Raw genomic sequence first — 21,708 nt, forward strand, 5'->3', positions numbered from 1 at the left:
TGTGACCCTACCACGGTTCGCCCGGCGTGTCGGGTTTATTCGCACTTGCGGGAGGGAAGTCGCATCTCTCGCAACGCATGCCCAGGGGCTTCGCGCGGCCCAGCGCGCTAAGTCTTCAGAATCGCCAAATTCCGCGTCAACGCCTGCGCCGTGTAGATCACCATGCTGCACGCTGTTGCAAAGAAGAGCTCGTTGGCAAACAAGCTCGCGATCTTCGGCCCGGGCACGCTGCCACCAGCAAGCGTCGCATTGGCCAAATTGAGCGCAATCACGATGCACGCGCTCAGCAATCCAAGTAGGGCGCCAAACGTGATGTACGAGCCAAGCCGCGCCTCCGCTCGGCCCACGATCGCCGCCAGGCCAAAGCCCAGCACCGCGTATTCGATGCCCTTCCACGCACACACAGACCAGAACAGCGGCGTAAGCTGGTCCTGCGGCGCGCCGGCCAAAGCTTGCACGCCCTTCTGCACACCCTTCGCCGCCGCCCAAGCCAACGGCCCAGCAAACAGCCCGATCAAACCCGCAAACTGCTGCCGCGACTTCGACGCCAGCGTCCCCACCGCAATCGCCGCACACACCAGCGCCGACCAGGTCACCGCCTGCGCCATCTCGGCGGCAAACCCGATCTGCTCAATCACGCCGCCCGCCCACGCGCGCACGCCGACCACGATCATCTGCACTAAAACGCCGGCGATCACCGCGAGCCACGCCGCGGTGAGGATGCGCTTCAAAGCGAGATTGGCCTCGGTCACTTGTGCGCCGGGCAGGCTTACGTCTGTCATGGCCGTCATCAAGCGAAAGGCGCGCGCGTGGTCAAGCCAAGCCGCGTGACACGCGTCACCTCAAAACGCGCGCCCGCAACCGCTAAATGCCTCGCCGTCGAGCGTAACTTCAACGGTGTCGCGTCCGTTCTTGCCCTCGCAACGGCCGGTGCTGCGGATTTCGACGCGCAAGCGATGCCCGTCCGCTTCACTCTCGAGAATCTCGCCGCGCCACCGCGGAAGGATTGGCTCGGCCTGCGGGAAGGTCAGTTCGTCCTCACCCGCGCGCGCGAACGAGATGCGGTCGTCATAGATGCGCAGCACGAACCGGTCTTCACCGACCGCCATGTAGCGCACGCCTTCCGCGCGCAGCGCCACGATAGAATCCGTGCCTGCGCGCTGCGGCAATATCGGCGCGGGCAATTCTGGCGGCGCGCTCGTGCACGCCGCCAACACCAGCGCAAGGAGGGCAGCGCGGATCAAACGCTGCGCCCACAACCGTTCAGCGTCATCCCATCAATCACGACTTCGACCGTCGCAGGATAGGCCTCACCACTCATCGCGTCCTGGCAAGGCGCGCGCCGGATCGTGACGACAAGTGAGCGCCCATCGGACGAAGCTTCATACCGCGTCGCCCCCTCTTGCGCAGTGTTCGGCGCCTCAACGGCGAACTCGGCGTAATTCTCGCCATACGCCCAGACCATCTTGATGACGCCGCGGGTGTAGATGTCGAGCAGCCAGCCCGGCTCTTGGCCAACCGCACGGAAATCCACGCCCGCCGCGCGAAGCCCATCCGGCGCCGGCATCCGCGCCAAGTTCGTCGCAGGATCATTGCTTGCCGCCGCTGCTTCAGCAGCAGGGACGGGCGTCTCTGCAGCAGGCTCACTCGGCGCTTCGGTCTGCTGCGAACACGCCGCCAACGCCAACACGAAAACAAGTGCGCGCATCTTGGATCTCCAAACAAAAACGCCGCCACGCGTGAACGTGGCGGCGTCTCTTGTCACTAACGTGGCATCAGCCCGTGAACGCGCTGATGTAAACTTCCACGCGGCGGTTGCGCGCGCGGCCATCATCAGACGCATTCGACGCAACCGGACGCGCTTCGCCGAAGCCTTCGGCGACCAAACGCTGACGGATCACGCCACCCGAGATTAGAACCGAACCAACGTTCATGGCGCGACGCTCGGAAAGGCCTTGGTTGTAATCATCCGAACCAACCGAGTCAGCGTGGCCGTACACGTCGACCGTCGTTTGATTGTATTCGGTGAGGATGCTGCCAACGTTCCGGAGCGTCGGCACGAACTGACCCTTCACAGCATCGCTGTTGAAGTCGAACGTGAGGTCGGCTGGGAAGTTGAGCAGGATCTGGCTCTGCGAAACGCGCGTCACGCCAACGCCGGTGCCGGCGAGACGCTCACGCAGATTCTGATACGTGCGGTCCATGTAGTTGCCGATCGCAGTACCGGCGAGCGCGCCGATGCCAGCGCCGATCAGCGCGTTACGACGGTCGTCACCGCCAGCCAGCGTGCCCGCACCCGCTCCGACGATGGCGCCGATGATGGCGCCCGTGCCGGTGTTGTTGCGCGTACGCTCGCCCGTGACCGGATCGACGTTGGTGCAGCTAACGAGAAACATCACGGCCGCGAGGCCGGTTACAAACTTACGGATCATAGAAATCCCTCCATCCCTGGGCGGGCGGAACCTGCCCGATCACTACGGAAACTGATACCGCCAATCTGAGCCGGCAATGAACGGCGCAAATTATTCCGGCGAGCCCGTGGTGCTATATCGGCTGAGACGGCCGAATTGTTCCAAGAGCACCCCATCTACCCCAGCCGCGATCTGGTCTAGCCCTAACGCCGCGTCACCCGTGACGCGATAGGTCATGGTGATTTTCGCCCCAGAAGCGTGTGGCGCAACCGTGAAGGTCAACACGCCGTTCACCCCCATCTCCTGCAGCGGCCCCAGCCCGCCAACGGCCCGCAGGGTCTGAACGCCCTCATTCTCCATCACCAGCACGACCCGCATGTGCTCGATGGATTGGCCGTCACCCCAACGCTCGCACCAGCACCCGCCAGCGCGCGGATCGAGGCTCAACCGCCGTGCATCGCCTGAATATGTGTGAGCAGAACTCCACCACCGCTCGATCCGCGTCAGCCTGCGCCAGGTCTCGGCAGGAGATGCTGCGACGTCCGCTTCAGCCTGGATCACGAAACCGGTCGGCGAGACCGACGCAACCTCAGCCCTCGCCGGCGCGGCGACGCAAACGAGCGCGATCAGAGCGGCGATGAAACGCATGAAGTCTCTCCCGAACGAGGACGAGAGAAGCGCACTTTGAACGATCGTTCAACTCCAACATTAACCAAGCTTCAGCTAGCCGCTGTCAGACTCTCAGCCGCTTTGACCGACGCCGAAACGATCTCGCCTGCCGACGTGGCCGCCTCGCTTGCCGAGGCGAAGGCCAAACGCGCCCGCGGACTGATCGCGGCAGGCAACGCGCGCATCGGCAATTCGTGGCTGCGCCTGGGTTCGTCCGCGATCGTCGCCATCGTCGCTGCGTCGCTGCTCAACAACCTCTGGGCCTTCGTGTGGTGGGCGGGGCTTGTGTTCGTCATCCTCGGCGATCGCGCGATCTACAAAAATCTGCTGCGGCGGGCGCTCGCTGGCGATCCGCCACACAATCTCAGCGGCGCGGTTGTATGGACCGCCGCGCAAAGCGCTTACGGCAACATCATGGCTGCACTGCTGTGGTTCGCGCCCTACGTGCCAGGCGAGACCCTGGCGGTGATTTATATCTGCGGCGGGCTCGCCAACTCCGCCGCGACCTTGCGCTCGAACACCGCGCTCTCGATCGCGGGCATCGGCCCAACGATCGCGACAATGCTTGGCTTGCCGATCGCCGAGTACGTGATGAACGGCGCCAGCAATTCGCTTGATCTGATGCCGATGGTCGGCGGGTTGCTGCTGCTCGGCTTCGGCGTCAATCTCTGGAAAAGCTTGCTCGCCTCCGACGCCGCGCAAGCGCAAGCCGAGGCCTCCGCCATGCGCGAGCGCCAAGCCGCTGCCGCCGCCGCAGCCGCGAAAACCGATACAATTCGGCGTATGAATGACGAATTGCGCACGCCAATGGCGGCCCTCGTCGGCGCCGCCGAACACTTGCATCGCGCCGCCGTCAGCCCGCAAGCGCGCTCGCACATCGCCGCGATCGTTCAAGCGGGCGAAGTGCTGAAGATGGTGCTCGACGATCTCTCCGATCTCGACAATCTCGAAAACGGCCAGCTCCGAATCGAAACCAAACCGACCGACCCGCGCGAACTCGCGCGCGGCGTTGTCGCCGCCTTCAAGACAGCCGCGGCCGACAAGAATCTCGAGCTCTTCCTCGACATCGCGCCCGATGTGCCTGTGCGCGTGGCGCTTGATCCTTCGCGCGTGCGCCAAGTGCTGTTCAATCTGCTCGCCAATGCTGTTCGCTTCACCACCCATGGCGGCGTGCGCGTGCGCGTCAGCGTACTCAATGCGGAAGCTGGCCGCGCGCGGCTCAACTTCGCCATCGCCGACACCGGCGCTGGCATGTCGCGCTCGCAGCTCGCGCAAATCTTTGGGCGCGCCAAACTCTGCATGGAAGGCGAGGGTCCTGGCCTTGGCCTCACCATCTCGCTCCGGCTCGCCAAACTGATGGGCGGCCAGATCAACGCGAAGAGCGATATCGGCCAAGGCTCAATGTTCGCCTTCACGGTTGAAGCCCCTGTCCTCGTTCAGGCCGCCTCAAGCCCGGTCGCCTGAACGCCAAAGCGCCCGGCGCTTGACGGCTCTTGCCTCCGCATGGTTTGCTATTGCGAGTGAATCGCAAGTAGGAGAACGCCTTGATCGTGATCGCAGCCATGCTGCCAAGCCGCTAGCGGACGCGCCGGTCTTGGCCGTCGTTCTAATGCTCGGCGCGGGGCCTCTCGCCGCGCTCATGGCCGCCGAGCGCACCGAATTGGAGTGGAGGCGCGCGTCCTCCCGTGTCGTCACCGCTCCGAGCGCCTCCGCCGCCGATCTCTCATCCAGTCCGGCGGCGGAGGCGCTATCGCTTCAAGAACGCGGCGAGCCGCCGCGTCAGCGCTGCCTCATCGCGCGTCTCGCATTCCCACACCACCAACGCTGACCAGCCATCGCGCTTCAATGCGCGCAAAGATGTGAGATCGCGCGCGCGATTGCGCTCAATCTTGCCGCGCCAGTACGCGGCGTTGTCCTTCGGCTGACGCGTGCCGCGCTTGCAATCGTGGCCGTGCCAAAAGCAGCCGTGCACGAACACGACCTTGCGCAGCGATGTAAACACGAGATCAGGCTTGCCCGGCAGATGCGCGCCCTGCAGCCGATAGCGTCGCGCAAACCCCGCAGTCCGCACCGCCGCGCGCACCGCGCGCTCGGGGGCCGTATCGGACGACTTCACCGCGCGCATCACTGCCGAACGTTTCTCGGCATCGAACACGTCAGCGCGCATCACGCGCTCTTGCGTTCGATACCAACGCCCGCCAGCGGTGCGAGCAAATGCTGCGACAACCACCGCACCACCGGCACGCACACCGCGTCGCCAACGAGATGCAGCGCCGCGGTCTGACCCGCCGGCAGCGGATAATGCTCGGGCACCCCCATCAGCCGCGCCGCTTCGCGCGGCGAGAGCAGCCGCGAGCGTACTTGGTCGCCCTCAACGAACAGCAATAGCTGCTTAGACGAACCGCCCGCCGGCGTGCGCAAACAGCCGGCAATGCCGTCAAATCGCGCTTCCGCGCGCTGCACCCGCTCGCCGTGTTCAACGCGAATACGCCGGAACACCGCGCCGACTTCGCGCCGTCCACTCTCGCGCAGGGCATCGACGCGAGCACGCTGCAGCGTGCTCATCTGGCCGAGCAGCTTCGCGGTGTGCTCCTGGCTCTGCCACGCGACGCCCTGCGGTTCATCATCCAGCACATCTGCCAGCCGCGTATTGCGCTTCGGTGGGGTGTCGAGCCGCCACCAGACGAAGCGCTTACGCAAACCGTCCGGCAAACGCGCGACAACGTTGCGGATGCCCTGGCTGTGAAACGGCTCACTCGGCCCGCTCGAGATCAGCGCCGCCGGCACATTGCGCGACGCAATCACGAACAACCGCGGCCGCGATTGCGGTGCGAACAACGCCGCGTCGATCTCCAGCGCGCCGACGCGATAGCCCAGATCGTCGAGCGCATGAATCAGCGCCATGAAGTCCGAGCCGCCGTGCGAGCTCAACAGTCCGCAGACGTTCTCAAGCGCCAACACGTCCGGTGCACGCTTCTCGTGCGCGAGCCGTTCGATCAGCTGATGAAAACCCCAGAATGCACCCGAACGCGGCGCCGCCAGCCCGCGCCGTTCGCCGGCGAGCGAGAGGTCCTGGCAGGGGAAAGAGGCCCAGGCGAGAGCGGCCTGCCCAGGCAGATCGGCGGGCGAAAGCTTCCAGATGTCGCCCTCGCGCATGGTCTCGTCGCCGAAGGCGCGCCGGTACGCCGAAGCCTTCGCCGGTTCGATGTCGTTGGCGAAGACGCAGGAGAAGCTGTCGGCCAGCCCCAGGCGCGCCAACCCTCCGCCCGCGAAAAACTCATAAAGTGGGGCGCCGGAATCACGGTTCATGCGTCTATAGTCACCCCGCGAGGGCCTCGGCGTCCATGCCGTAGCCAGGACGGGAAAAACCGATGCGGGGCCTGGGATTAGCGTTGAGCTGTGCGCTCCTCGTCGTGGGCGCTGCCGGACTATCGGCCTGTCAGCGGCAGGCCGAGGAGCCGGCCGAGACTGCGGGCGGCCCCTCAAACGCCGAACGAGAAGCTGAACTTGCCGCCGAACAACTGGCCGCCATCGGCGGCCCAGCCAACGCACAACAGCGCGCGCTCTACGAAGGTGAGTTCCAAGCCTCAGGCGGCATCGACGCTCTGAGTTCAGATGGCGCCGTCGCCAGCGCCGAGGGCGCGTGGGAGCTGCGGCTGCTCGACGATTACGCGCAATTTTCGCGTCCTGGTCTGGGCGAAGATGGCGGCATCGCCGGTGAACGCGATTATCGCGAACGCGGCATGCGCGTCGTCGCCGGCGCGGTGACAATCACCATCATGCACGAAGCCTGCACCGCCAGCGGCGTGCAACTCGAGTACGTCGCGCACGTGCTGTTTGAAGGCGTCCCGTATCAAGGCTGCGCGCGGCGCGGCATCGACGAAGGCCAGCGCCCGACGTGGGCTGGCGTGCTGCCAGAACTCATTCCCGCGATCGATGCGTGCATGACGCGCGTGACATCGCGGCCGGCGCGGGTGACGTTCGCGTCGTCGATCGATGAGGGCCAAGTCAGTGTGCGCATCCGCGAAGCTGATGGCTCGCGGAACGAATGCATCACCGGCGCAGGCGGCGGCGCCGTCGCCCTGTGGGAGCCGATCTCTGATCTTGATCGTCGCGCCGGCGAAGGTGACCCGGAATTCCAGCGCGGCGGCAACGAACCGCGCGCCGCCAATTGCCGCGCCGTCGAAGCCGCTGTCGGCCGCGGCGGCGAGCAGCTTGGCTGGATCATCCGCCGCTCCTGCTAACCGAGATGTGATCGCAAAGGCGTTGCGCCGCGCGCGGCGCTGGCGTTCGCTTGGCGCTAGGGGGAGGCGCTCATGCTTGGACCACGCGCACACACCGATCGCGTTGAAACATCGCTTTCGATCGTGCGGATCGCGACCGCGATCCTGATCTTCATCCATGGCGCATTCCGCGCCAGTCATTGGGATCCGAACGTCACCGGCTTTGGTGAATGGTTGAGTTCGCTGGGCTCCCGGAAGGATTCTATTGGGCGGCCGCGGTGACCATCTACGAACTGATCGCGCCGCTGTTCATCCTGGCGCGCCGCTTCGTGACTTTGGCGTGTTTGGGGCACATGGGCATCGTCGCGCTGGGCGCGGTGCTGGTGCACTATCCCGACGGCTGGTTCGTCGTCGGCGCTGGCCGCAACGGCATGGAGTATTCGGTGCTATTGCTGGTGTGTCTGGGCGCAACAGCGCGGGCGTATGCGCCGCGCCATGCAGCGTGATTACTGCAGGGCTGGAAAAATACCCTGCACCCACTCGACGATCTGGTTGATCACCGCGAGCCCAACGCGCGAGCCGATATACACCGAGGCCACCGAAGCCACAGCCGCGGGGATGGTCAGCATCATCAACACGCCGTCACGCTGCAGCAGCGCCAGCGCCGTCATCGCGACGGTGATCCCCGGCGGCCAGTTCGCGAACGGGATCGGCAGAATCAGGATCAGCGCCATCAGCAGCGTCTGCAGCCCGACGAGAATGGTCGCCGGAAAGCGCGTCAGGCGCGTCCAGCGCGGCTTGATCAGCTTCTCGACGCGCTTCAGCGTCGGCGTCGCGACCTCAAACGTGCGCCGCAGGGCTGCCGCATCCACAGCCCACAGCCGCGCCCGTTGCGGCAGCCAGAGCCGGCGCGAGCCAAGCACCATCTGCACCGCCGGCGCGAGCATCAGGATGCCGAAAATCGTCGAAATACCCGGCACATTCGGGATGCACATCGGCAGCGCCAGAACGAGCAACAAAACACCGTGCGCGCGTGAATCGAGCCGGTCGACCAACTCACCAACGCTCACCTTGTCACCCGGAAACGTGAGGACGAGATCCTCCAACAGCTGGGAAGCCGTCCGGCCTGGAACGGCGTGCGGGGGAGGTGTGGGGGTGAGCATTGCGTTGGCGGGGCTGACATGGGGCGCCCACGGAACTTTGGCCAGGGCCGAACCGACATTCAGACCTAATCAACCATACAGGCGTAGCTCCGTTACCATGACGGGCGTGCGTTCAATCATCGCCTGGCTCGGTTTGTCGCTGGTATCGGGCTGCGGCGGCGCTTCAGAGCCGCCGGCGGAACTCAACGGCCTCTGGAGCGCCGGCGACGCCGCATGCGCGGCTGGCGTGGGCGTTCGTTTCAGATCTGAAGCAATCGAAGCGGTCTACGAAGATCACAACGAAACGCTGTTCGATCAGCCACGGTATCTGGTCGAGAATGCGGGCGAGGATTTCCGCGTGCGGATCACCTACGACCTGCCGCGCCTTACAGGCGGCGCCAATCGTGTCGGCGCGCATGGCGTGCTGGTGCTGGCGCGCGACGGGCGTGGCCTTGCGCCCGAGGCGCACAATCTGATCGATGGATTCACGGGAACGGCGCGCCTTCGGATCGATGACGATCCAGCTGTCACCGCGCTGACGCTGCAACCATGCGGGCGCCATCCTTGGCGCGAAGATCTGCGCGGACTAAGCGCGCAAACGTAACCGCCGGCCCGAAGGCCGGCGGTTTGTCGCTTCAGTACAATTAACGGGCGTTCTGCGTTTGACCGGCGGTGGATTCGCCGTTGCAGCGCGCGATTTCGTCCGCGCTCAGCTCGCCACCGGCCGGGCCGTAGGCAACGACGCGGGCGCCGGCTTCACGCACGAACTGGCGGCAAGAGCGCACGGTCGCGGCGTGGGTCGGGCGGGCGAGGCAGGTGTCGCCTTCGCAATTCCAGACCGCGTTTTGCGCGATGACGCGGGTGGCTTCAGACACCGGCGCTTCGAGCTTTGCGGTGAAAACGGGATCGCGGGCGAAGGCAGGCGCGGCGAACGCGACAGAGACGACGGCGGCGAGAACGACTGAACGGAATACGGACATCAAGAAACTCCAAGGCTGGTCGCGCTCGCTGGGGAGGAGCACGAGGCCAGGAAACCCGAATTCCTGACGGCTGACAAGAGAAAAATGAACGAACTAGAAAATATTCACAGACGGGGAGGCGGGTTTAGGGGTGCAATTGGCCCTGTCAGGCGTTTGGCCGGGCGCAAGCTAGCCATTCGGGGCCGGCTGCGGCTCATTTCGGTATGGTTAAAAAGCGCCTTCGACCCTGAGCGCTTTGCGCTAAACAGGAAAAGTCAGGGCGTGCTGCGGGACGACGCGCCGGACAGCCAGAAGGGGTGGCCATGACATTCTACAAATTCGCTGTCGGCGTTGTGTTGGCGATCGCGATGATCGCGGTGCTGACATTGAGCGCGCTGGTGTTCAGTTCGCGCGATTTCCAATTCGGCGTGGCGCAGGTTGCGCCAGCGACCAACGGCCTGGTGTCGTTCCGGCGCTTGGCCGAAGCCGACGCGCAGATCACGCAGATCGAAGCGGAGACATCGGGTCCGCGCGGCGATCTGCTGGAAGTCGAACAGCGCATTGAGGCGCTCGACAACGAAGCGGCGAGCGCTGAGGCGACGGCCAACGAAGCACGCGCGCAGATCGTGGGCGGCATCGCGCAAGTCGAAGAAAACGCCGACGTTGCGCCCGCGCAGAGTGCTGCCGCCGACATGAGCGCGCAGGCGTTGTCGAGCCGCATCAACACGCTGGCGTCGCGTCCGGGTCTCTCGGCCACCGATCAACAACAAGTTGCCGCGTTGACGGCGCAGGTGAACCAGCTCGCGCAGCAAGAAGAAGCGGTTGATGAAACCGGCGCCGAGCGCGCGACTCTCGCAGCGCGCCAACGCCTGATCAGCGGGCAAGTGGCGGAGTCCAATGGCCGCATCTTGGCGTTGCAGCAAAGCGTGGTGCCGGGCACCGATAGTTTCGGGCGTATCCGCAGTGAGGCGCAATCGTTGCAAGCGCTGAGCCCGCTCGGCGCGAGCGCCTATCTCGCGCAAGGCCACCCGGCGCTGCTCTCGACCATGCTGGTGCTGCTGATGGGCGCGCTTGGGTCGCTGCTCTATCTCTTCCCGGCTTATCTCAATCGCCCTGCGCCGGTGACGATGGCTGAAATCGCGGTGCGTCTGATCTTCGGCATGTGCGCGGCGCTGGCGTTCTATGTGCTGGCGAACGCCGCGATCGCGGGCTTCTCGATCGGGGCGGGGGTGACGCAGGCGACGACATCCTCACTGCTTAATCCGTTCACGGTGTCGCTGGTCGGCATCGTGGCGGGCGTGCTTTCGGAAGACATCGCCAAGTGGATCCAAGATCGCGGTCGGGGCATCTTCACCCAAGGCCAGATCAGTTCCGGCGCCGTGGGCGCGGCGCAAGCGCCACCGCCGCCAGAGGCGGCGCCGACTGGCGGGCTGGTGAACAACAACGCGCTCTGAGCTCGCGCTACGATTTGACCAACTGACGCGGCGGTACGCGCTTTCATGCGCCGACCGCCGCGTTTAGTGTGCGCGCAAAGTTGAGGGAGAACGCCCATGTCGCGCCGCGCCGTTATCGTCTCGTATGCCCGCACCGGCCTCGCCAAGTCCGGCCGCGGCGGCTTCAATATCACCCATGGCGCAGCACTGGCGGGCCATTCGATCAAGCACGCGGCCGAACGCGCCAAGCTCGAGCCCGATGCGGCCGAGGATTTGATCCTTGGCTGTGGTTCGCCGGAAGCCGCGACGGGTCACAACGTGGCGCGGCTGGCTTCAGTGTGGGCGGGGCTCGATTTCAAAGTGGCGGCCGCCACGATCAATCGCTTCTGCTCATCGGGCCTGCAATCGACCGCGCAAATCGCGACCTACATCATGCAGGAGGGCGCGAATGTCGGCATCTCCGGCGGGGTTGAATCGATCTCCGGCACGCGTCTCGCGAACACCAAGCCGGTGTTTGAAGAGCGGCTGATGAAGGATCATCCGGAAATGTGGATGCCAATGATCGAGACCGCCGACATCGTCGCGCAACGTTACGGCATCAGCCGCGAATATCAGGACGAGTACTCCCTGCGCTCGCAGCAGCGCATCGCGGCGGCGCAGGCCAACGGCACGTTCAAGGACGAGATTGTGCCGATGAAGACGGTCATGGCTGTGGTCAACAAGGAAACCAAGGAAGAGAGCAAGGTCGAGACCGTCGTCGATCGCGACGACTGCAATCGTCCTGACACGACCCTCGCCGGTCTCGCCAAACTCGAGCCAGTGCGTGGGCCGGGCAATTTCGTCACCGCCGGCAATGCGAGCCAGCTTTCGGACGGCTCGGCGGCTTTGGTGCTGATGGAAGAGAAGGAAGCCGAACGCCGCGGGCTTGAGCCGCTGGGCGCGTTCAAGGGCTTCGCTGTCGCCGGCTGCAATCCGGACGAGATGGGCATTGGCCCGGTGTTCGCAGTGCCGCGCTTGCTGAAGCGGCATGGCCTCAAGGTCAGCGACATCGATCTCTGGGAACTCAACGAAGCATTCGCGTCGCAATGCCTCTATTGCCGCGACAAGCTCGAGATCGATCCAGAGAAATACAACGTCAATGGCGGCTCGATCGCGATTGGGCACCCGTTCGGGATGACCGGCGCGCGTCTTGTCGGCCACGTGCTGATGGAAGGCCGCCGGCGCAAGGCGAAGACGGCTGTCGTGACGATGTGCGTCGGCGGCGGCATGGGTGCGGCCGGGCTGTTCGAAGTCTTCAGCTGATGCACATGGAGACGCCGCGTCTCGTGCTGTTGCGCGCGAACGAGGATATCTTGCGCGCTGACCTCGAAGGTAGCGCGGCGTTGGCCGGCGCGCTTGGCATCGCGGTCTCTTCGGAATGGCCGCCGAGCGGTGAGTATGACGCCGACGCGATCAACTACATGATCGCGCTGCTCGACCGCGAACCTGCGGCGTACGATTGGGGCTTTCGGTACATCGTGCGCAAAGCGTCGGAGCTAACTGTGATCGGCGCCGGCGGATATACGGGCCCGGCCAAGGACGGCGCGATCGAGATTGGCTACTCGATCTGCCCTAGTGAGCGCCGGCGCGGCTTTGCAACAGAGACGACGCAGGTGCTCACAGACAATGCGTTCCGCAATTCCGATGTGGCTCGGGTTATCGCACACACGTTGCCAGAACTGATTTCGTCGATCGGCGTGCTGAAGAATTGCGGATTTAAGCACGTCGGTTCCGGCGCGGAAGGCGGGACGGTTCGGTACGCGATCGAGCGCGCGGATTGGCGTGGTTAGCCGCGTTCTGTTTGCGCTCGTCGCCGTCGCGTGTGCGCATGCGGGTGCGCTTGATGTGATAATTGGTGCGAACGGCGCGGCTGGGATCGTCGCTTCAACACCAATGAACCGCGATGCGATCGCGGCGGCGGCGCCCGGCTATGTGGTCGAGGAGGGCGAAACCGTCTCCGGCGAGCGGCGCTTTGCGCGATTCACGCTCTCGGCCAACGGCGAGGTTGTGTTCAACATCTATCCGGCGGCCGATCGCTCGGCGCCGACTGGTATTGGCACGCGCAGCGCGCAAGCGCGTGGGCCGCGCGGCGAAACCATTGGCGCTACGCGGTTTCGTGACACGTCTGACATAAATCGCGACACTTGCAGGCCAGCCATGCCGCACGAGCGCTTTACCTTCTCCTGCGCCGATGCGACGGGGCATTTCTGGCGGGCGTATCAAGCCGCGGCGTCGTATAAAGGCCCGCGCGAGACGTTCGCCGATATTTCGGCCGATGTCGCCGATGCGGCGGTGCTCGCGCAAATGTATTGGGTGGCGCCGAGCGCCGCGACGGATTGAAGATGATGTTGAGATATTTGGCTTTGGCGTTCGTGCTTGGCTTGGCCGCGTGCGGACAGCCGCAGGAGAAGCAGGAAGCGTTTCCGGTCGTGCAAGCGCCGAACGCCAATACGCGGATCGGGCCGGATGGCGCTGCAGGCATCAACAACGCGTTGCCGATGAATTTGGCGGCGGTGCGTGCGGCGGCGCCGGAATTCGTCGTTGCTGAAGTCGCCGATCAAGTCGAAGGCCAACCCTTCACTGCGATCGCGTTGTCTGCGGGCGCCGAGGAAGTGTTTCGCATCTATCCGACCGCCGATGGATCGCGCGTACACGCGATCTCGACCAAATCCAGCCAAGCGCGCGGGCCGACGAGCGATATCGTCGGCGTCACACTGTTTGCGGTGGCGCCCATGGAAGAGGTGAGCTTCTGTCTGACTGAGTTCGTGGAGGGGCAGCCGGGCTTTGCGTGCTCGACTACGGCGGATGGGCGGTTCTGGCGCGTCTATCGTTTGCCGGAAGGGGCCGCGCCGGCGGCGACGTTCGAGGAAATCGAGCCGGACCTGCTGCACGAATCTACATTGGCCGAGATGCGCTGGATCGCGCCGCACGTGACGAACTAACCTTCGCCGCTTTCGCTGCGCCGGCAGCGACCGTCAATCTGCATGGCCGAGCACTTTGTGGACGCTGGAGACGTTGGCGATGCGCTGGCCGGCGTCAGTCTTGAACTCCGCGCTCATGAACACCAGCGTGCGGGTCTTGCGCGTGAGGTGGGTTTCGATTGTGCCGGCGTCGGCGTTGGCCAGCATGTCGATGGTGACGGAGACGAGCGATGTCTTGGCGCCCGCCTCGCGGTCGGCCGCACCTTCAATCGCGTTAACGAGCCGCGCGGCGATGGCGGAGTCGGTCATTTCTTGCGTGCGATCGCCAGCATGATCCGTTCGTGCGCCTTCTCCAGCGGCGCCCATTCGCCAACACTGGCCATCTTGCCGGGCTCGAGATCCTTGTAGTGGGTGAAGAAGTGCTTGATCTGCGCCACCAGCAGCGGCGGCAAATCCTCGTGCGTCTTCACGTCCTTGTAGAACGGATTGAGCGCATCGACCGGCACGGCGAGAATCTTCTCGTCGACGCCTTTCTCGTCATCCATCAACAGCACGCCGACGGGGCGGGAGCGGATGAAGCAACCCGCGATCACCGGCATCGGCGTCACCACCAGAATATCGAGCGGATCGCCGTCCTCGCCCAGCGTGTTGGGGATGAAGCCGTAATTGCTGGGATACATCATCGAGGTGTGCAGGAAGCGGTCGACGAAGAGCGCGCCGGATTTCTGGTCCAGCTCGTATTTCACGGGCAAGCCGCCCTGCGGGATTTCGACGAAGGCGTTGACCTCGTGCGGGGGATTGGGGCCGGGGCTGATGAAGCGGATGTCCATGCCGCCTCCCTTACATCATTTGGCGGTGGGAATGAATGGCTTGAACACGCGGGATGCGTTGCCATAGACGCGCACGGCGGTGATGAGGCCGGCGTCATCGCGGGTGAGGAACCACGCGCACTGGACGACCTCCGAGGACCCGTCGTTCAGCGTATAGTTCAGCAGCGCTTCGACCGAGAGGCTGTGCTCATCGCCGTGAATGTTCAGGACATCGGCGGTGAGCGTTTTGAAGAGCGCCAGGTAGACGCTGTACACGCGCTCGATCGCGGCTTTCGCGTAGGTCGGCAGCGCGTTGTTGATGGTAATGGTGCACTCTGGCGCGAGGAACGCGAGATAGACATTCGCGTCGCGTGCGCACAGCGCTTCCATGAAGCGCGCATGCCAAGCAAGCAGAGCGGGAGAGGGCTGCGTCATGGCGCCATTGCGCGGAACGCCGCACGCGCGTCAAGCGTCGCGTTGAGGGAACTACAGTGCTACGCGTACTGGCGCGTGAAGGCGTCATGCACCGGCGTCGCGTCGATGTAGGAGCGCGCCCAAGTGATGCGGCCATCGGTGCTGCGGTCCATGAACACCGCCGCGGGCAGCGTGACCTGTGAGCCATCCTTGCGTGTGTAGTGGCAAAGCATTTCGACGCAGAAACGCTCGTCATTGCCGTAGATGTTGTGCAGTTCATGCTCGATTGTGTCGATCGCTTCCCAGTACCGCGTAAAAGCGGCGCCGATGGAATCGTGACCATGCATGGGCAAGTGATTGTTGATCTGAAGCGCGCAGTCTTCGTGGAAGAAACCGAGCAGCGCGGGTAAGTCAGCGTTGTCCATCGCCATGAGGTAACGGCAGTACCAGTCGAACGTCGCGGCTGAGATCTCGTTGATGCGTAGTGCGTCTATCTTCATCGGCGACTCAAACGCGAAGTGTTTCGGCGAAGACGGGCGTGAAGTCGACGAATGCGCGCGACGTCGTCAGAAGTCCGCTCTCGGGGTCTCGATCGATAAAAACAGCCGCCGGAACCGTGATCGCGACGCCATCCTTGCGGAGATAGTGGTGCAGCAGCTCCACCCCGAACGCCGTGTCCGTTCCGAGCGCGTTCAACACTTCATGACGCATCCCTTCTACCGCGCCGCGGAATTGCTCCATCGCCATGCCGGTCACTTCGCGCCCATAGAACGGCAACATATTATTGACCTGATAGGAGCAGTCCTCACTCAGAAACGCTTTGAACGCGGGAATGTCCGCGCGCGTAACGCTGTCGGCGTAACGCACGAACCAGTCGAGACCTTCCGGCGAAAGCGTCGATATGCGCAGATTTGCCAGCATGCGACTTAGAGTTGCAGCGTCGCGCGCGCTGTCAAGCGTTACATTGCGTTACATGCGCTTCTTTAGGGGAGAGAGATCAGGGAAGGCGCCGGCGCGCTTTTGTGACTTCGCGGTGAACGCTTCGGCCATATGCGGCGGCGCGAACATGCCGGCTTGCCATGTCGCGATATAATCCAATGCATCTGCTTGAGAATGATCGCGCGCGTAGTTGATCATGCGCTTCGAACCGGCAATTGCGACTGGCGATTTCTCGGCGATTTCTGCGGCGAGCGTCATAACATTTGAGATCAACTCGGCGTGCGTTGCAAAAACGTCATTCACGAGGCCGACTTCCTTCGCTTTTTGCGCGGTTAGTCTCCGGCCTGTGTAAGCGAGTTCGCGCACCCAGCCTTCGGGGATGAGTTTGCATAGACGCGGGAAGGTTCCGACATCGGCTGTCATGCCAATGTTAATTTCGGCGATCTGAAAAAACGCGTCCTCGGTACAGTATCGGACATCGCACGCGCTGGTCATATCGACGCCGGCGCCGATGCAGCCGCCTTGGATCGCCGCGATCACAGGCATGCGCGCGTTGTCGAGACAGTTGAATGTGCCTTGCAGCGTCAGCACGAATTGGCGGAACGCCTCAGCGCGCGCGTACTGGTCGCCGCTGCCGGCGCTGACCCCTTCACCGTCGGTGAAGACGGAGATGTCCATGCCCGCAGTGAAGTGCTTGCCGGTGGAGGAGATGACGATGACGCGGGCGCGCGCGTTGTCGTTGATGTCGTTCACGATCGCCGGCAGTTCGTTCCAGAACGCGCGGCATCGCGTTGAACGCCTCGGGGCGGTTCAGCACTATGTGAGCGATGTTGTTTTCGATGGTGAGCTTAAAGCAGGTGGGTTCGGTCATAGGCGCGCCTCCAACGGAGACGTTAGGCGAATACGACGCCAGTGAGAACCGCCGCGTAGTGGACGCCAGCTGCGGCCATGACGAAGCCGTGCCAGATCGCGCGGCGGAAGGGCAGCCGCTCCGAGATGTAGAACGGGATGCCGACCGTGTAGAGCAAACCGCCGATGGCAAGCAGGATGAGTCCCGCTAGCGGCACGCCTTCGATCATCGGCCCCATCGCCGCGACCACGAGCCAGCCCATGCCGACATAAAACACGATCCAAACCTTCTTGCCGATCTCCGGCAGGAAGAGCTTCCCGGCGGCGCCGATCAGCGCGAGCACCCAGATGATCGTCGTCATCGAGATCGCCCAGGCGCCGTCGAAGCGGATGGTGGTGAAGGGCGTGTAGGTGCCGGCGATCATCAGGAAGATGGCGGCATGGTCGAAGCGGCGCAGCAGTGATTTGCGCTTGTGGTTCTCGGCCAGATTGTACGCCATCGAGCAGCCGATCATCGTGATGACGCAGACGGCATAGACCGCCACCGCGCTCGCCATGCCGAGGCCGCCTTGCCAGATCGCGAGCCCGAGCGCGACGCCCACGGCCAACGTGAACAGCATCAGTGCCACGCCGTGGACCCAGCCGTCGACCAGCTTTTCGAGCCGCGTCGGGTAGTGCAACTTGGGCAGGAGGTCGGACAGCGTCATTGCTGCCAACATGGCCTGTTTGGGCGAGCAAGTCATTGCGTCGAGCGATAAATGTTCGCGACGAAATGTGACTTACCCCTCCGTCATCCCGGCCGACCGAAGGGAGAGCCGGCACCCAGGGATCGTAGAACTGCGTGTTTGCCCCTGGGTCCCGGATCGCGCTCCGCGCGTCCGGGATGACGGTGGTGTTATTCTGCGTGCATGCAGAATCATTTCGCACGCCGTGCGTTGATCGTCGGGCTCTTGGCTAGCGCTGCATCGCCCACGTTCGCTCAGCAGCCGCTGCTCGACAGCCTAACGCAGACCGATGCGCGCACCGGCATCCGCGATGCGCTCGGGCTGGCGGCGCTCAATGCGACGACGCGGCTGGCGCAGCCGGATGCGTTCTGGAGCAATGCGCGCGTGCGCATTCCGCTGCCGGGTGTACTGGGGCAGACCCAGCGCACGCTCTCGGGCATCGGCATGTCGGCGCCGCTGGATCAGTTGCAGGAGAGCCTGAACCACGCCGCCGAGCGCACCATGCCGGAGGCGGGGCGCTTGTTCTCCAATGCCGTGCGCACTGTAACCATTGCTGACGCGATCGAGATCGTGCGCGGCGGCAATGACAGCGCGACGCGCTACCTGCGCGGCCGCACCGAGACGCGGCTGATGTCTTTGCTGCGGCCAGCGATGACGGAGGCGCTGACGCAATCGGGCGCGTTCACGCTGCTGCGTTCTGGCCTGCGCGAAGTGGGCCTCGCCAGCATGACGCGCGATTTGCGGGGCGAAGTGATCAACTTCTCGACCACCAAGGCGCTCGACGGCTGCTTCTATTTCATCGCCGAAGAAGAACGCGCCATCCGCCGCGATCCGTGGCGGCGAACCACTGACATCCTGCGGCGCGTGTTTGGGTAGCGCTTGCAATCCCCGTGCGCTTCGCCATGGTCCCGCGCCGATGACTGACGCCGCCGACACTGGATTTCGCCGTTTGTCGCTCGACATACCGGGCGGCACTGTAGCTGGCGTTGCGCTCGGACCTGAAAGCGCAAACCCGGACATCGTGTTCATGCACGCGACGGGTTTCAACGCGCTGACCTATCGCTCGATGCTGGCGCCGCTGGGCGAGCGCTTCAGCGTGTGGGCGCTTGATGCGCGCGGGCACGGGCGCACAACGCTGTCGGCGCGTACGTTCGGCTACACATCGTGGCGGCGCCACAGCGACGATCTGATCGCAGTACTGGAAAGGCACTGCACCGCGCCCGTGACGCTCGCGGGCCACTCGATGGGCGGGGTGGTGAGCCTGCTGGCGGCGGGGAAGCGCAATGATTTGGTCTCGGGCCTCGCGCTGATCGATCCGGTGATCTTGCCGGCAAGCATGTATGCGTTCGCCGAATTGCCGCTCGGACCGACGATGATGCGCTTCACGCAGCCGCTGGCGCGCGGCGCGGCGGCGCGGCGCGATGAATTTCCGAGCCGCGAGGTGGCGGTGCGTGGGTTCAGCGGACGCGGGGTGTTCAAGTCGTTCCCGCCTGAAGTTGTCGAAGACTATGTCACCGACGGTTTGGTTGAGGATGGCAATGGCGGCTTCCGGCTCGCGTGCCGTCCTTCATACGAGGCGCAGACGTATTGCGCGCATCGCCACGATCCTTGGGGCGCACTGCGGCGGTTGACGGATCCGCTGATCCTGCTGCGCGCGGAGCGTGGCTCGACCATCAGCGAAGCGTCGATGCATCGGATCGCGGCGATCAAGCCGGATGCGCGGGTGGCGACGGTTGAAGGATCGGGACACATGATCCCGATGGAGCGCCCAGACCGCGTGCGCGCGGCGATCGAAAGCGCTGCGCTGATGGGCCAGGCCGGGCGCAAATTTCACGGCATGGAATAGCGGCTAGACCGCGAACTTCACTGCACGCTTCAGCATGCGCTCGCGCGCTTCGGCGCTCATGGTGATGGCTTTGCGCGTTGTGGTGTCAAAGGTGAGCGCGGTCACTTCCATGCTGGCCCAGGCGCCGCCGTTTTCCGGATCGACGAGCCAATGGACGAGCCGCATCGTCTTGTCGCCGACATCGACGAGGCCGGTGTGAACTTCGATCAGATCGCCGGCGCGCGGCAAATGTCGAAGCACCAGCCGCGCTTCAACGACCGCGCCCGCGGGCGCGGTCGCGCCGGTTTCGGCCGCCGCTTCGCGCCGCCATTGCGCCAACAGGTTCGGCACCGAGTCAGAAACGCGGCCGATGATATGCTCGCAGCGCATGCGGCCGAAGGCGTCGCATTGGTCGGGGCTCACCATTGTACCGCCGACGCGCGTGGCGCGGGCGTCGATCGCGCCTTGGCGCGAGGCTTGGGCGAGTGGAGCGTCGAGATCGATCGAACGCGCCGCGGCATGAGCGGGCAGCTTGCAGCTCAGGCGCTTTGCGGCGGCGCGGGAGCGCACTGACCACGGAAAGGGATTGAACGCGTGTGTATCGGTGTGCGCGGCCTTCATGGTGAAACATGAACTTGGCGCGCCGTCGGCATGGCGCATGTCGAGGCAGAACACGCCATCGCTCTCGCCCAGCTTCACGACGCCGCCATGCATAATGAGCGGCGCGCCGGGTAGCGCTTCTTTGAGGAAGCGGATGTGGACTTCCTGCGGGACCAACGTCGCGCCCGCGGACGGCTTGAACGCGCGCGGCATTTCGAGCGCGTGCGCCATGTGTGCGAGGCCGATCATGGCGCGCTCTAGATGGAAGCGGACGTTGAGGTGGCCGCCGTCATCGCACTCCCAAGTGTTGACGCTGCCCTGGTAGAGCGGCGCGGGCAGGGGCGCCGGGTGGCTCATACCGCACTCTGGCAAGCGCCGCAGACACCGCTCGCCTCGATCATGGTGCGGCGGATGGCGAAGCCGTCTTTCTTGGCGGCGTCCGTGAGGTCCACGAGCGCGTGCCCAGCGTCGAATTCTTCAGCGCCGCCGCACTTCTCGCAGATGAGAAAGATGGTGGAGCGCTCGCACGATCCGATTTCGCACGCGACGAAGGCGTTCATGCTTTCGATCCGGTGCGCGAGGCCCATGCGCACGAGGAAATCCAACGCGCGATAGATGGTCGGCGGCTTGGCTTGTTTCTCGCCGTCGAGCAGCGGCAGCAAGTCGTACGCTTTCGCCGGCCCATGCTGATCGATCAGCAGCTCAAACACGCGCTTGCGCAACGGCGTCAGGCTCTCGTTCGCCGCCGTGCAACGCCGTTCCGCTTCTGCAATGTGTTCAGCGCGGTCAGCCGCGCTGTGCTGATGAGACATGGCCATCATGATCGCAGGCTCCGTGCATGGGCGAAAGATGGGGCGGCGTAGCGGGGAATTTGAGATCGGCCTTGCAGCGGAACTTTACAAGAACATCGGACTCGGGTATCTCTTGGAACGTACAGCGAACAGCATAGTCCGAAGCCAGAGGGGCAGTCGATGTCAGAAGCAATTTTCCGTGGTTTTTCAGGTCGCTTGCACCGCTTCAGCGTGCACCGCCCGCACGAAGCGTTCGATGGCGCGCCCGCTGTATACTGCTTCGCGCGCCCCGGCCCCGGCGGCCGAGGCTGGACGCCGCTGTTCTTGTCGCGCACCGGCAATCTTTCGAAGCGCCTGGCCAGCCACGAGCAATGGCCGGAAGCGCAGTTGCTCGGCGCGACACACGTGCTGATCCACCAATCCGATGAGCGCGACGCGCGCGAATACGTGGAAGCCGATCTCTCCCAATCCCTGAAGCCGGCGATGAACGGCCCGTTCCTGGACGCAGAGCTGACCGAGGAAGCGGAGGCCGGAAGCGTGCGACTGGTTTGGGCGGCTTGACGCGATGCGCGAGGAAGCGGGCGGATACGTCTACATTCTCGCCAGCAAGCGCAACGGCACGCTCTACACCGGCTCAGCGCGCAATCTGATTTCGCGCGCTGAGCAGCATCGCGAGGGCAGCTACGGTGGCTTCACGCGCAAAATACGGCGTGACGCGTCTCGTTGGTTTGAAGCGCATAGCTCGATTGCTTCTGCGTATCGTCGGGAGCAGTTGATCAAGCGCTGGAAGCGCGCGTGGAAGATTTCGTCGATCGAAGAGAACAACTCGCGCTGGGATGATCTCTTCGAGGCGCTTTCACAACAAACCCTCCATCCCTCGCTTCCCGGCCGTGTGCCCCGCGCAGGCGGGGCGGAGAGCCGGGATCCATGACTGCAAACGACGCGACATGCTGACGATG

Annotated in this window: 31 protein-coding genes and 1 pseudogene; 14 read left to right on the forward strand and 18 right to left on the reverse strand. The window is 64.3% G+C overall.

The annotated features are described in order from the left end of the window. Positions 1-107: 107 nt before the first annotated feature. The 5 genes from DSM104635_RS05250 to DSM104635_RS05270 all read right to left on the reverse strand — a co-directional run bounded on the left by DSM104635_RS05250 (position 108) and on the right by DSM104635_RS05270 (position 3,059). On the reverse strand, positions 108-782 hold the full coding sequence (locus DSM104635_RS05250; RefSeq protein WP_158765194.1) for a hypothetical protein: 675 nt from the start codon (positions 780-782) through the stop codon (positions 108-110). A 60-nt stretch (positions 783-842) separates the two neighbouring features. After that, positions 843-1,244, reverse strand: coding sequence for a hypothetical protein (locus DSM104635_RS05255; RefSeq protein ID WP_158765195.1), 402 nt, complete (start codon positions 1,242-1,244; stop codon positions 843-845). After that, the gene (locus tag DSM104635_RS05260; protein WP_158765196.1) at positions 1,241-1,708 is read right to left on the reverse strand and encodes a COG3650 family protein; all 468 of its coding nucleotides are present in this window, start codon (positions 1,706-1,708) and stop codon (positions 1,241-1,243) included. Before DSM104635_RS05260 ends, DSM104635_RS05255 begins: the two co-directional genes overlap by 4 nt. Positions 1,709-1,775: 67 nt before the next feature. Beyond that, positions 1,776-2,432, reverse strand: a complete 657-nt coding sequence (locus DSM104635_RS05265; protein ID WP_158765197.1) for a YiaD family glycine zipper/OmpA-like lipoprotein — start codon at positions 2,430-2,432, stop codon at positions 1,776-1,778. A 90-nt stretch (positions 2,433-2,522) separates the two neighbouring features. Further along, on the reverse strand, positions 2,523-3,059 hold the full coding sequence (locus DSM104635_RS05270) for an SRPBCC family protein (protein ID WP_158765198.1): 537 nt from the start codon (positions 3,057-3,059) through the stop codon (positions 2,523-2,525). Between the two features lie 102 nt (positions 3,060-3,161). On the opposite strand from DSM104635_RS05270, the gene DSM104635_RS05275 reads away from it, so the two are divergent. Then, on the forward strand, positions 3,162-4,544 hold the full coding sequence (locus DSM104635_RS05275; RefSeq protein ID WP_158765199.1) for a sensor histidine kinase: 1,383 nt from the start codon (positions 3,162-3,164) through the stop codon (positions 4,542-4,544). 283 nt (positions 4,545-4,827) lie between these two features. On the opposite strand, the gene DSM104635_RS05280 is transcribed toward DSM104635_RS05275, so the two are convergent. Then, a complete protein-coding gene (locus DSM104635_RS05280; RefSeq protein ID WP_158765200.1) occupies positions 4,828-5,247 on the reverse strand; it encodes a very short patch repair endonuclease in 420 nt (139 codons plus the stop codon). Then, the gene (locus DSM104635_RS05285; RefSeq protein WP_158765201.1) at positions 5,247-6,389 is read right to left on the reverse strand and encodes a DNA cytosine methyltransferase; all 1,143 of its coding nucleotides are present in this window, start codon (positions 6,387-6,389) and stop codon (positions 5,247-5,249) included. Before DSM104635_RS05285 ends, DSM104635_RS05280 begins: the two co-directional genes overlap by 1 nt. Before the next feature lie 83 nt (positions 6,390-6,472). Between DSM104635_RS05285 and DSM104635_RS05290 the strand changes: the two genes are divergently transcribed. From DSM104635_RS05290 to DSM104635_RS05300, 3 genes are all read left to right on the forward strand, one after another. Continuing rightward, entirely contained in the window at positions 6,473-7,324 is an 852-nt protein-coding gene (locus DSM104635_RS05290; RefSeq protein WP_158765202.1) for a hypothetical protein, read from the forward strand. 72 nt (positions 7,325-7,396) lie between these two features. Further along, a complete protein-coding gene (locus DSM104635_RS05295) occupies positions 7,397-7,585 on the forward strand; it encodes a hypothetical protein (protein WP_158765203.1) in 189 nt (62 codons plus the stop codon). Further along, complete coding sequence (locus DSM104635_RS05300; protein ID WP_158765204.1) at positions 7,582-7,809, forward strand: hypothetical protein; 228 nt, start codon at positions 7,582-7,584, stop codon at positions 7,807-7,809. Before DSM104635_RS05295 ends, DSM104635_RS05300 begins: the two co-directional genes overlap by 4 nt. Here DSM104635_RS05300 and DSM104635_RS05305 read toward each other — a convergent pair whose 3' ends face one another. Beyond that, positions 7,810-8,466, reverse strand: coding sequence for an exopolysaccharide biosynthesis protein (locus tag DSM104635_RS05305; protein WP_228445883.1), 657 nt, complete (start codon positions 8,464-8,466; stop codon positions 7,810-7,812). Between the two features lie 97 nt (positions 8,467-8,563). Here DSM104635_RS05305 and DSM104635_RS05310 point away from each other — a divergent pair, with 97 nt between their 5' ends. Next, the gene (locus tag DSM104635_RS05310) at positions 8,564-9,049 is read left to right on the forward strand and encodes a hypothetical protein (protein ID WP_158765206.1); all 486 of its coding nucleotides are present in this window, start codon (positions 8,564-8,566) and stop codon (positions 9,047-9,049) included. 40 nt (positions 9,050-9,089) lie between these two features. On the opposite strand, the gene DSM104635_RS05315 is transcribed toward DSM104635_RS05310, so the two are convergent. Further along, positions 9,090-9,425 carry a DUF8200 family protein gene (locus tag DSM104635_RS05315; RefSeq protein ID WP_158765207.1) on the reverse strand — a complete coding sequence of 112 codons (336 nt, stop codon included), beginning with the start codon at positions 9,423-9,425 and terminating at the stop codon, positions 9,090-9,092. A 302-nt stretch (positions 9,426-9,727) separates the two neighbouring features. Between DSM104635_RS05315 and DSM104635_RS05320 the strand changes: the two genes are divergently transcribed. The 5 genes from DSM104635_RS05320 to DSM104635_RS05340 all read left to right on the forward strand — a co-directional run bounded on the left by DSM104635_RS05320 (position 9,728) and on the right by DSM104635_RS05340 (position 13,818). Further along, positions 9,728-10,858: a hypothetical protein gene (locus tag DSM104635_RS05320; RefSeq protein ID WP_158765208.1), complete on the forward strand. Its 1,131-nt coding sequence runs from the start codon at positions 9,728-9,730 to the stop codon at positions 10,856-10,858. A 96-nt stretch (positions 10,859-10,954) separates the two neighbouring features. Next, a complete protein-coding gene (locus DSM104635_RS05325) occupies positions 10,955-12,139 on the forward strand; it encodes an acetyl-CoA C-acyltransferase (RefSeq protein ID WP_158765209.1) in 1,185 nt (394 codons plus the stop codon). A 5-nt stretch (positions 12,140-12,144) separates the two neighbouring features. Next, positions 12,145-12,666, forward strand: a complete 522-nt coding sequence (locus DSM104635_RS05330) for a GNAT family N-acetyltransferase (RefSeq protein WP_158765210.1) — start codon at positions 12,145-12,147, stop codon at positions 12,664-12,666. After that, a complete protein-coding gene (locus DSM104635_RS05335; RefSeq protein WP_158765211.1) occupies positions 12,659-13,216 on the forward strand; it encodes a hypothetical protein in 558 nt (185 codons plus the stop codon). Before DSM104635_RS05330 ends, DSM104635_RS05335 begins: the two co-directional genes overlap by 8 nt. 2 nt (positions 13,217-13,218) lie before the next feature. Further along, the gene (locus tag DSM104635_RS05340; RefSeq protein ID WP_158765212.1) at positions 13,219-13,818 is read left to right on the forward strand and encodes a hypothetical protein; all 600 of its coding nucleotides are present in this window, start codon (positions 13,219-13,221) and stop codon (positions 13,816-13,818) included. A gap of 33 nt (positions 13,819-13,851) precedes the next feature. Here DSM104635_RS05340 and DSM104635_RS05345 read toward each other — a convergent pair whose 3' ends face one another. The 7 genes and pseudogenes from DSM104635_RS05345 to trhA form a co-directional block, all read right to left on the reverse strand. Then, positions 13,852-14,106, reverse strand: coding sequence for a hypothetical protein (locus DSM104635_RS05345; protein WP_158765213.1), 255 nt, complete (start codon positions 14,104-14,106; stop codon positions 13,852-13,854). Beyond that, entirely contained in the window at positions 14,103-14,627 is a 525-nt protein-coding gene (ppa, locus tag DSM104635_RS05350; protein ID WP_158765214.1) for an inorganic diphosphatase, read from the reverse strand. The genes DSM104635_RS05345 and ppa overlap by 4 nt, the downstream gene beginning before the upstream one ends. Before the next feature lie 15 nt (positions 14,628-14,642). Then, positions 14,643-15,041 (reverse strand): nuclear transport factor 2 family protein, encoded by a 399-nt coding sequence (locus DSM104635_RS05355; RefSeq protein ID WP_158765215.1) that lies wholly within the window; start codon positions 15,039-15,041, stop codon positions 14,643-14,645. A 59-nt stretch (positions 15,042-15,100) separates the two neighbouring features. Then, on the reverse strand, positions 15,101-15,520 hold the full coding sequence (locus tag DSM104635_RS05360; protein ID WP_158765216.1) for a nuclear transport factor 2 family protein: 420 nt from the start codon (positions 15,518-15,520) through the stop codon (positions 15,101-15,103). Positions 15,521-15,527: 7 nt separating this feature from the next. Further along, positions 15,528-15,941 carry a hypothetical protein gene (locus DSM104635_RS05365; protein ID WP_158765217.1) on the reverse strand — a complete coding sequence of 138 codons (414 nt, stop codon included), beginning with the start codon at positions 15,939-15,941 and terminating at the stop codon, positions 15,528-15,530. Between the two features lie 48 nt (positions 15,942-15,989). Continuing rightward, a pseudogene (locus DSM104635_RS05370) lies at positions 15,990-16,830 on the reverse strand (enoyl-CoA hydratase-related protein). 22 nt (positions 16,831-16,852) lie between these two features. Then, positions 16,853-17,515 (reverse strand): PAQR family membrane homeostasis protein TrhA, encoded by a 663-nt coding sequence (gene trhA, locus DSM104635_RS05375; RefSeq protein WP_158765218.1) that lies wholly within the window; start codon positions 17,513-17,515, stop codon positions 16,853-16,855. Positions 17,516-17,716: 201 nt separating this feature from the next. Between trhA and DSM104635_RS05380 the strand changes: the two genes are divergently transcribed. Together DSM104635_RS05380 and DSM104635_RS05385 are read left to right on the forward strand one after the other, a co-directional pair. After that, positions 17,717-18,409 carry a DUF4197 domain-containing protein gene (locus DSM104635_RS05380; protein ID WP_158765219.1) on the forward strand — a complete coding sequence of 231 codons (693 nt, stop codon included), beginning with the start codon at positions 17,717-17,719 and terminating at the stop codon, positions 18,407-18,409. Between the two features lie 40 nt (positions 18,410-18,449). Next, positions 18,450-19,379, forward strand: coding sequence for an alpha/beta fold hydrolase (locus DSM104635_RS05385; protein ID WP_158765220.1), 930 nt, complete (start codon positions 18,450-18,452; stop codon positions 19,377-19,379). 3 nt (positions 19,380-19,382) lie between these two features. Here DSM104635_RS05385 and DSM104635_RS05390 read toward each other — a convergent pair whose 3' ends face one another. Then, positions 19,383-20,315: a thioesterase family protein gene (locus tag DSM104635_RS05390; protein ID WP_158765221.1), complete on the reverse strand. Its 933-nt coding sequence runs from the start codon at positions 20,313-20,315 to the stop codon at positions 19,383-19,385. Continuing rightward, entirely contained in the window at positions 20,312-20,779 is a 468-nt protein-coding gene (locus DSM104635_RS05395) for a transcriptional repressor (protein ID WP_158765222.1), read from the reverse strand. Before DSM104635_RS05395 ends, DSM104635_RS05390 begins: the two co-directional genes overlap by 4 nt. 150 nt (positions 20,780-20,929) lie before the next feature. On the opposite strand from DSM104635_RS05395, the gene DSM104635_RS05400 reads away from it, so the two are divergent. Beyond that, on the forward strand, positions 20,930-21,310 hold the full coding sequence (locus DSM104635_RS05400; RefSeq protein WP_158765223.1) for a hypothetical protein: 381 nt from the start codon (positions 20,930-20,932) through the stop codon (positions 21,308-21,310). A 4-nt stretch (positions 21,311-21,314) separates the two neighbouring features. Then, positions 21,315-21,680, forward strand: a complete 366-nt coding sequence (locus DSM104635_RS05405) for a GIY-YIG nuclease family protein (RefSeq protein ID WP_158765224.1) — start codon at positions 21,315-21,317, stop codon at positions 21,678-21,680. Positions 21,681-21,708 lie beyond the last annotated feature (28 nt).

Source organism: Terricaulis silvestris (assembly GCF_009792355.1).
GTDB lineage: Bacteria > Pseudomonadota > Alphaproteobacteria > Caulobacterales > Aquidulcibacteraceae > Vitreimonas > Vitreimonas silvestris.

Excerpts from the sequence above, each read along its gene's own strand:
- DSM104635_RS05250 (WP_158765194.1), bottom strand. The coding sequence starts at position 782 with ATGACAGACGTAAGCCTGCCCGGCGCACAAGTGACCGAGGCCAATCTC.
- DSM104635_RS05260 (WP_158765196.1), bottom strand. The coding sequence starts at position 1,708 with ATGCGCGCACTTGTTTTCGTGTTGGCGTTGGCGGCGTGTTCGCAGCAG.
- DSM104635_RS05265 (WP_158765197.1), bottom strand. The coding sequence starts at position 2,432 with ATGATCCGTAAGTTTGTAACCGGCCTCGCGGCCGTGATGTTTCTCGTT.
- DSM104635_RS05270 (WP_158765198.1), bottom strand. The coding sequence starts at position 3,059 with ATGCGTTTCATCGCCGCTCTGATCGCGCTCGTTTGCGTCGCCGCGCCG.
- DSM104635_RS05280 (WP_158765200.1), bottom strand. The coding sequence starts at position 5,247 with ATGCGCGCTGACGTGTTCGATGCCGAGAAACGTTCGGCAGTGATGCGC.
- DSM104635_RS05285 (WP_158765201.1), bottom strand. The coding sequence starts at position 6,389 with ATGAACCGTGATTCCGGCGCCCCACTTTATGAGTTTTTCGCGGGCGGA.
- DSM104635_RS05295 (WP_158765203.1), top strand. The coding sequence starts at position 7,397 with ATGCTTGGACCACGCGCACACACCGATCGCGTTGAAACATCGCTTTCG.
- DSM104635_RS05305 (WP_228445883.1), bottom strand. The coding sequence starts at position 8,466 with ATGCTCACCCCCACACCTCCCCCGCACGCCGTTCCAGGCCGGACGGCT.
- DSM104635_RS05310 (WP_158765206.1), top strand. The coding sequence starts at position 8,564 with ATGACGGGCGTGCGTTCAATCATCGCCTGGCTCGGTTTGTCGCTGGTA.
- DSM104635_RS05315 (WP_158765207.1), bottom strand. The coding sequence starts at position 9,425 with ATGTCCGTATTCCGTTCAGTCGTTCTCGCCGCCGTCGTCTCTGTCGCG.
- DSM104635_RS05320 (WP_158765208.1), top strand. The coding sequence starts at position 9,728 with ATGACATTCTACAAATTCGCTGTCGGCGTTGTGTTGGCGATCGCGATG.
- DSM104635_RS05325 (WP_158765209.1), top strand. The coding sequence starts at position 10,955 with ATGTCGCGCCGCGCCGTTATCGTCTCGTATGCCCGCACCGGCCTCGCC.
- DSM104635_RS05330 (WP_158765210.1), top strand. The coding sequence starts at position 12,145 with ATGGAGACGCCGCGTCTCGTGCTGTTGCGCGCGAACGAGGATATCTTG.
- DSM104635_RS05340 (WP_158765212.1), top strand. The coding sequence starts at position 13,219 with ATGATGTTGAGATATTTGGCTTTGGCGTTCGTGCTTGGCTTGGCCGCG.
- DSM104635_RS05345 (WP_158765213.1), bottom strand. The coding sequence starts at position 14,106 with ATGACCGACTCCGCCATCGCCGCGCGGCTCGTTAACGCGATTGAAGGT.
- ppa (WP_158765214.1), bottom strand. The coding sequence starts at position 14,627 with ATGGACATCCGCTTCATCAGCCCCGGCCCCAATCCCCCGCACGAGGTC.
- DSM104635_RS05355 (WP_158765215.1), bottom strand. The coding sequence starts at position 15,041 with ATGACGCAGCCCTCTCCCGCTCTGCTTGCTTGGCATGCGCGCTTCATG.
- DSM104635_RS05360 (WP_158765216.1), bottom strand. The coding sequence starts at position 15,520 with ATGAAGATAGACGCACTACGCATCAACGAGATCTCAGCCGCGACGTTC.
- DSM104635_RS05365 (WP_158765217.1), bottom strand. The coding sequence starts at position 15,941 with ATGCTGGCAAATCTGCGCATATCGACGCTTTCGCCGGAAGGTCTCGAC.
- trhA (WP_158765218.1), bottom strand. The coding sequence starts at position 17,515 with ATGACGCTGTCCGACCTCCTGCCCAAGTTGCACTACCCGACGCGGCTC.
- DSM104635_RS05380 (WP_158765219.1), top strand. The coding sequence starts at position 17,717 with ATGCAGAATCATTTCGCACGCCGTGCGTTGATCGTCGGGCTCTTGGCT.
- DSM104635_RS05385 (WP_158765220.1), top strand. The coding sequence starts at position 18,450 with ATGACTGACGCCGCCGACACTGGATTTCGCCGTTTGTCGCTCGACATA.
- DSM104635_RS05390 (WP_158765221.1), bottom strand. The coding sequence starts at position 20,315 with ATGAGCCACCCGGCGCCCCTGCCCGCGCCGCTCTACCAGGGCAGCGTC.
- DSM104635_RS05395 (WP_158765222.1), bottom strand. The coding sequence starts at position 20,779 with ATGATGGCCATGTCTCATCAGCACAGCGCGGCTGACCGCGCTGAACAC.
- DSM104635_RS05400 (WP_158765223.1), top strand. The coding sequence starts at position 20,930 with ATGTCAGAAGCAATTTTCCGTGGTTTTTCAGGTCGCTTGCACCGCTTC.
- DSM104635_RS05405 (WP_158765224.1), top strand. The coding sequence starts at position 21,315 with ATGCGCGAGGAAGCGGGCGGATACGTCTACATTCTCGCCAGCAAGCGC.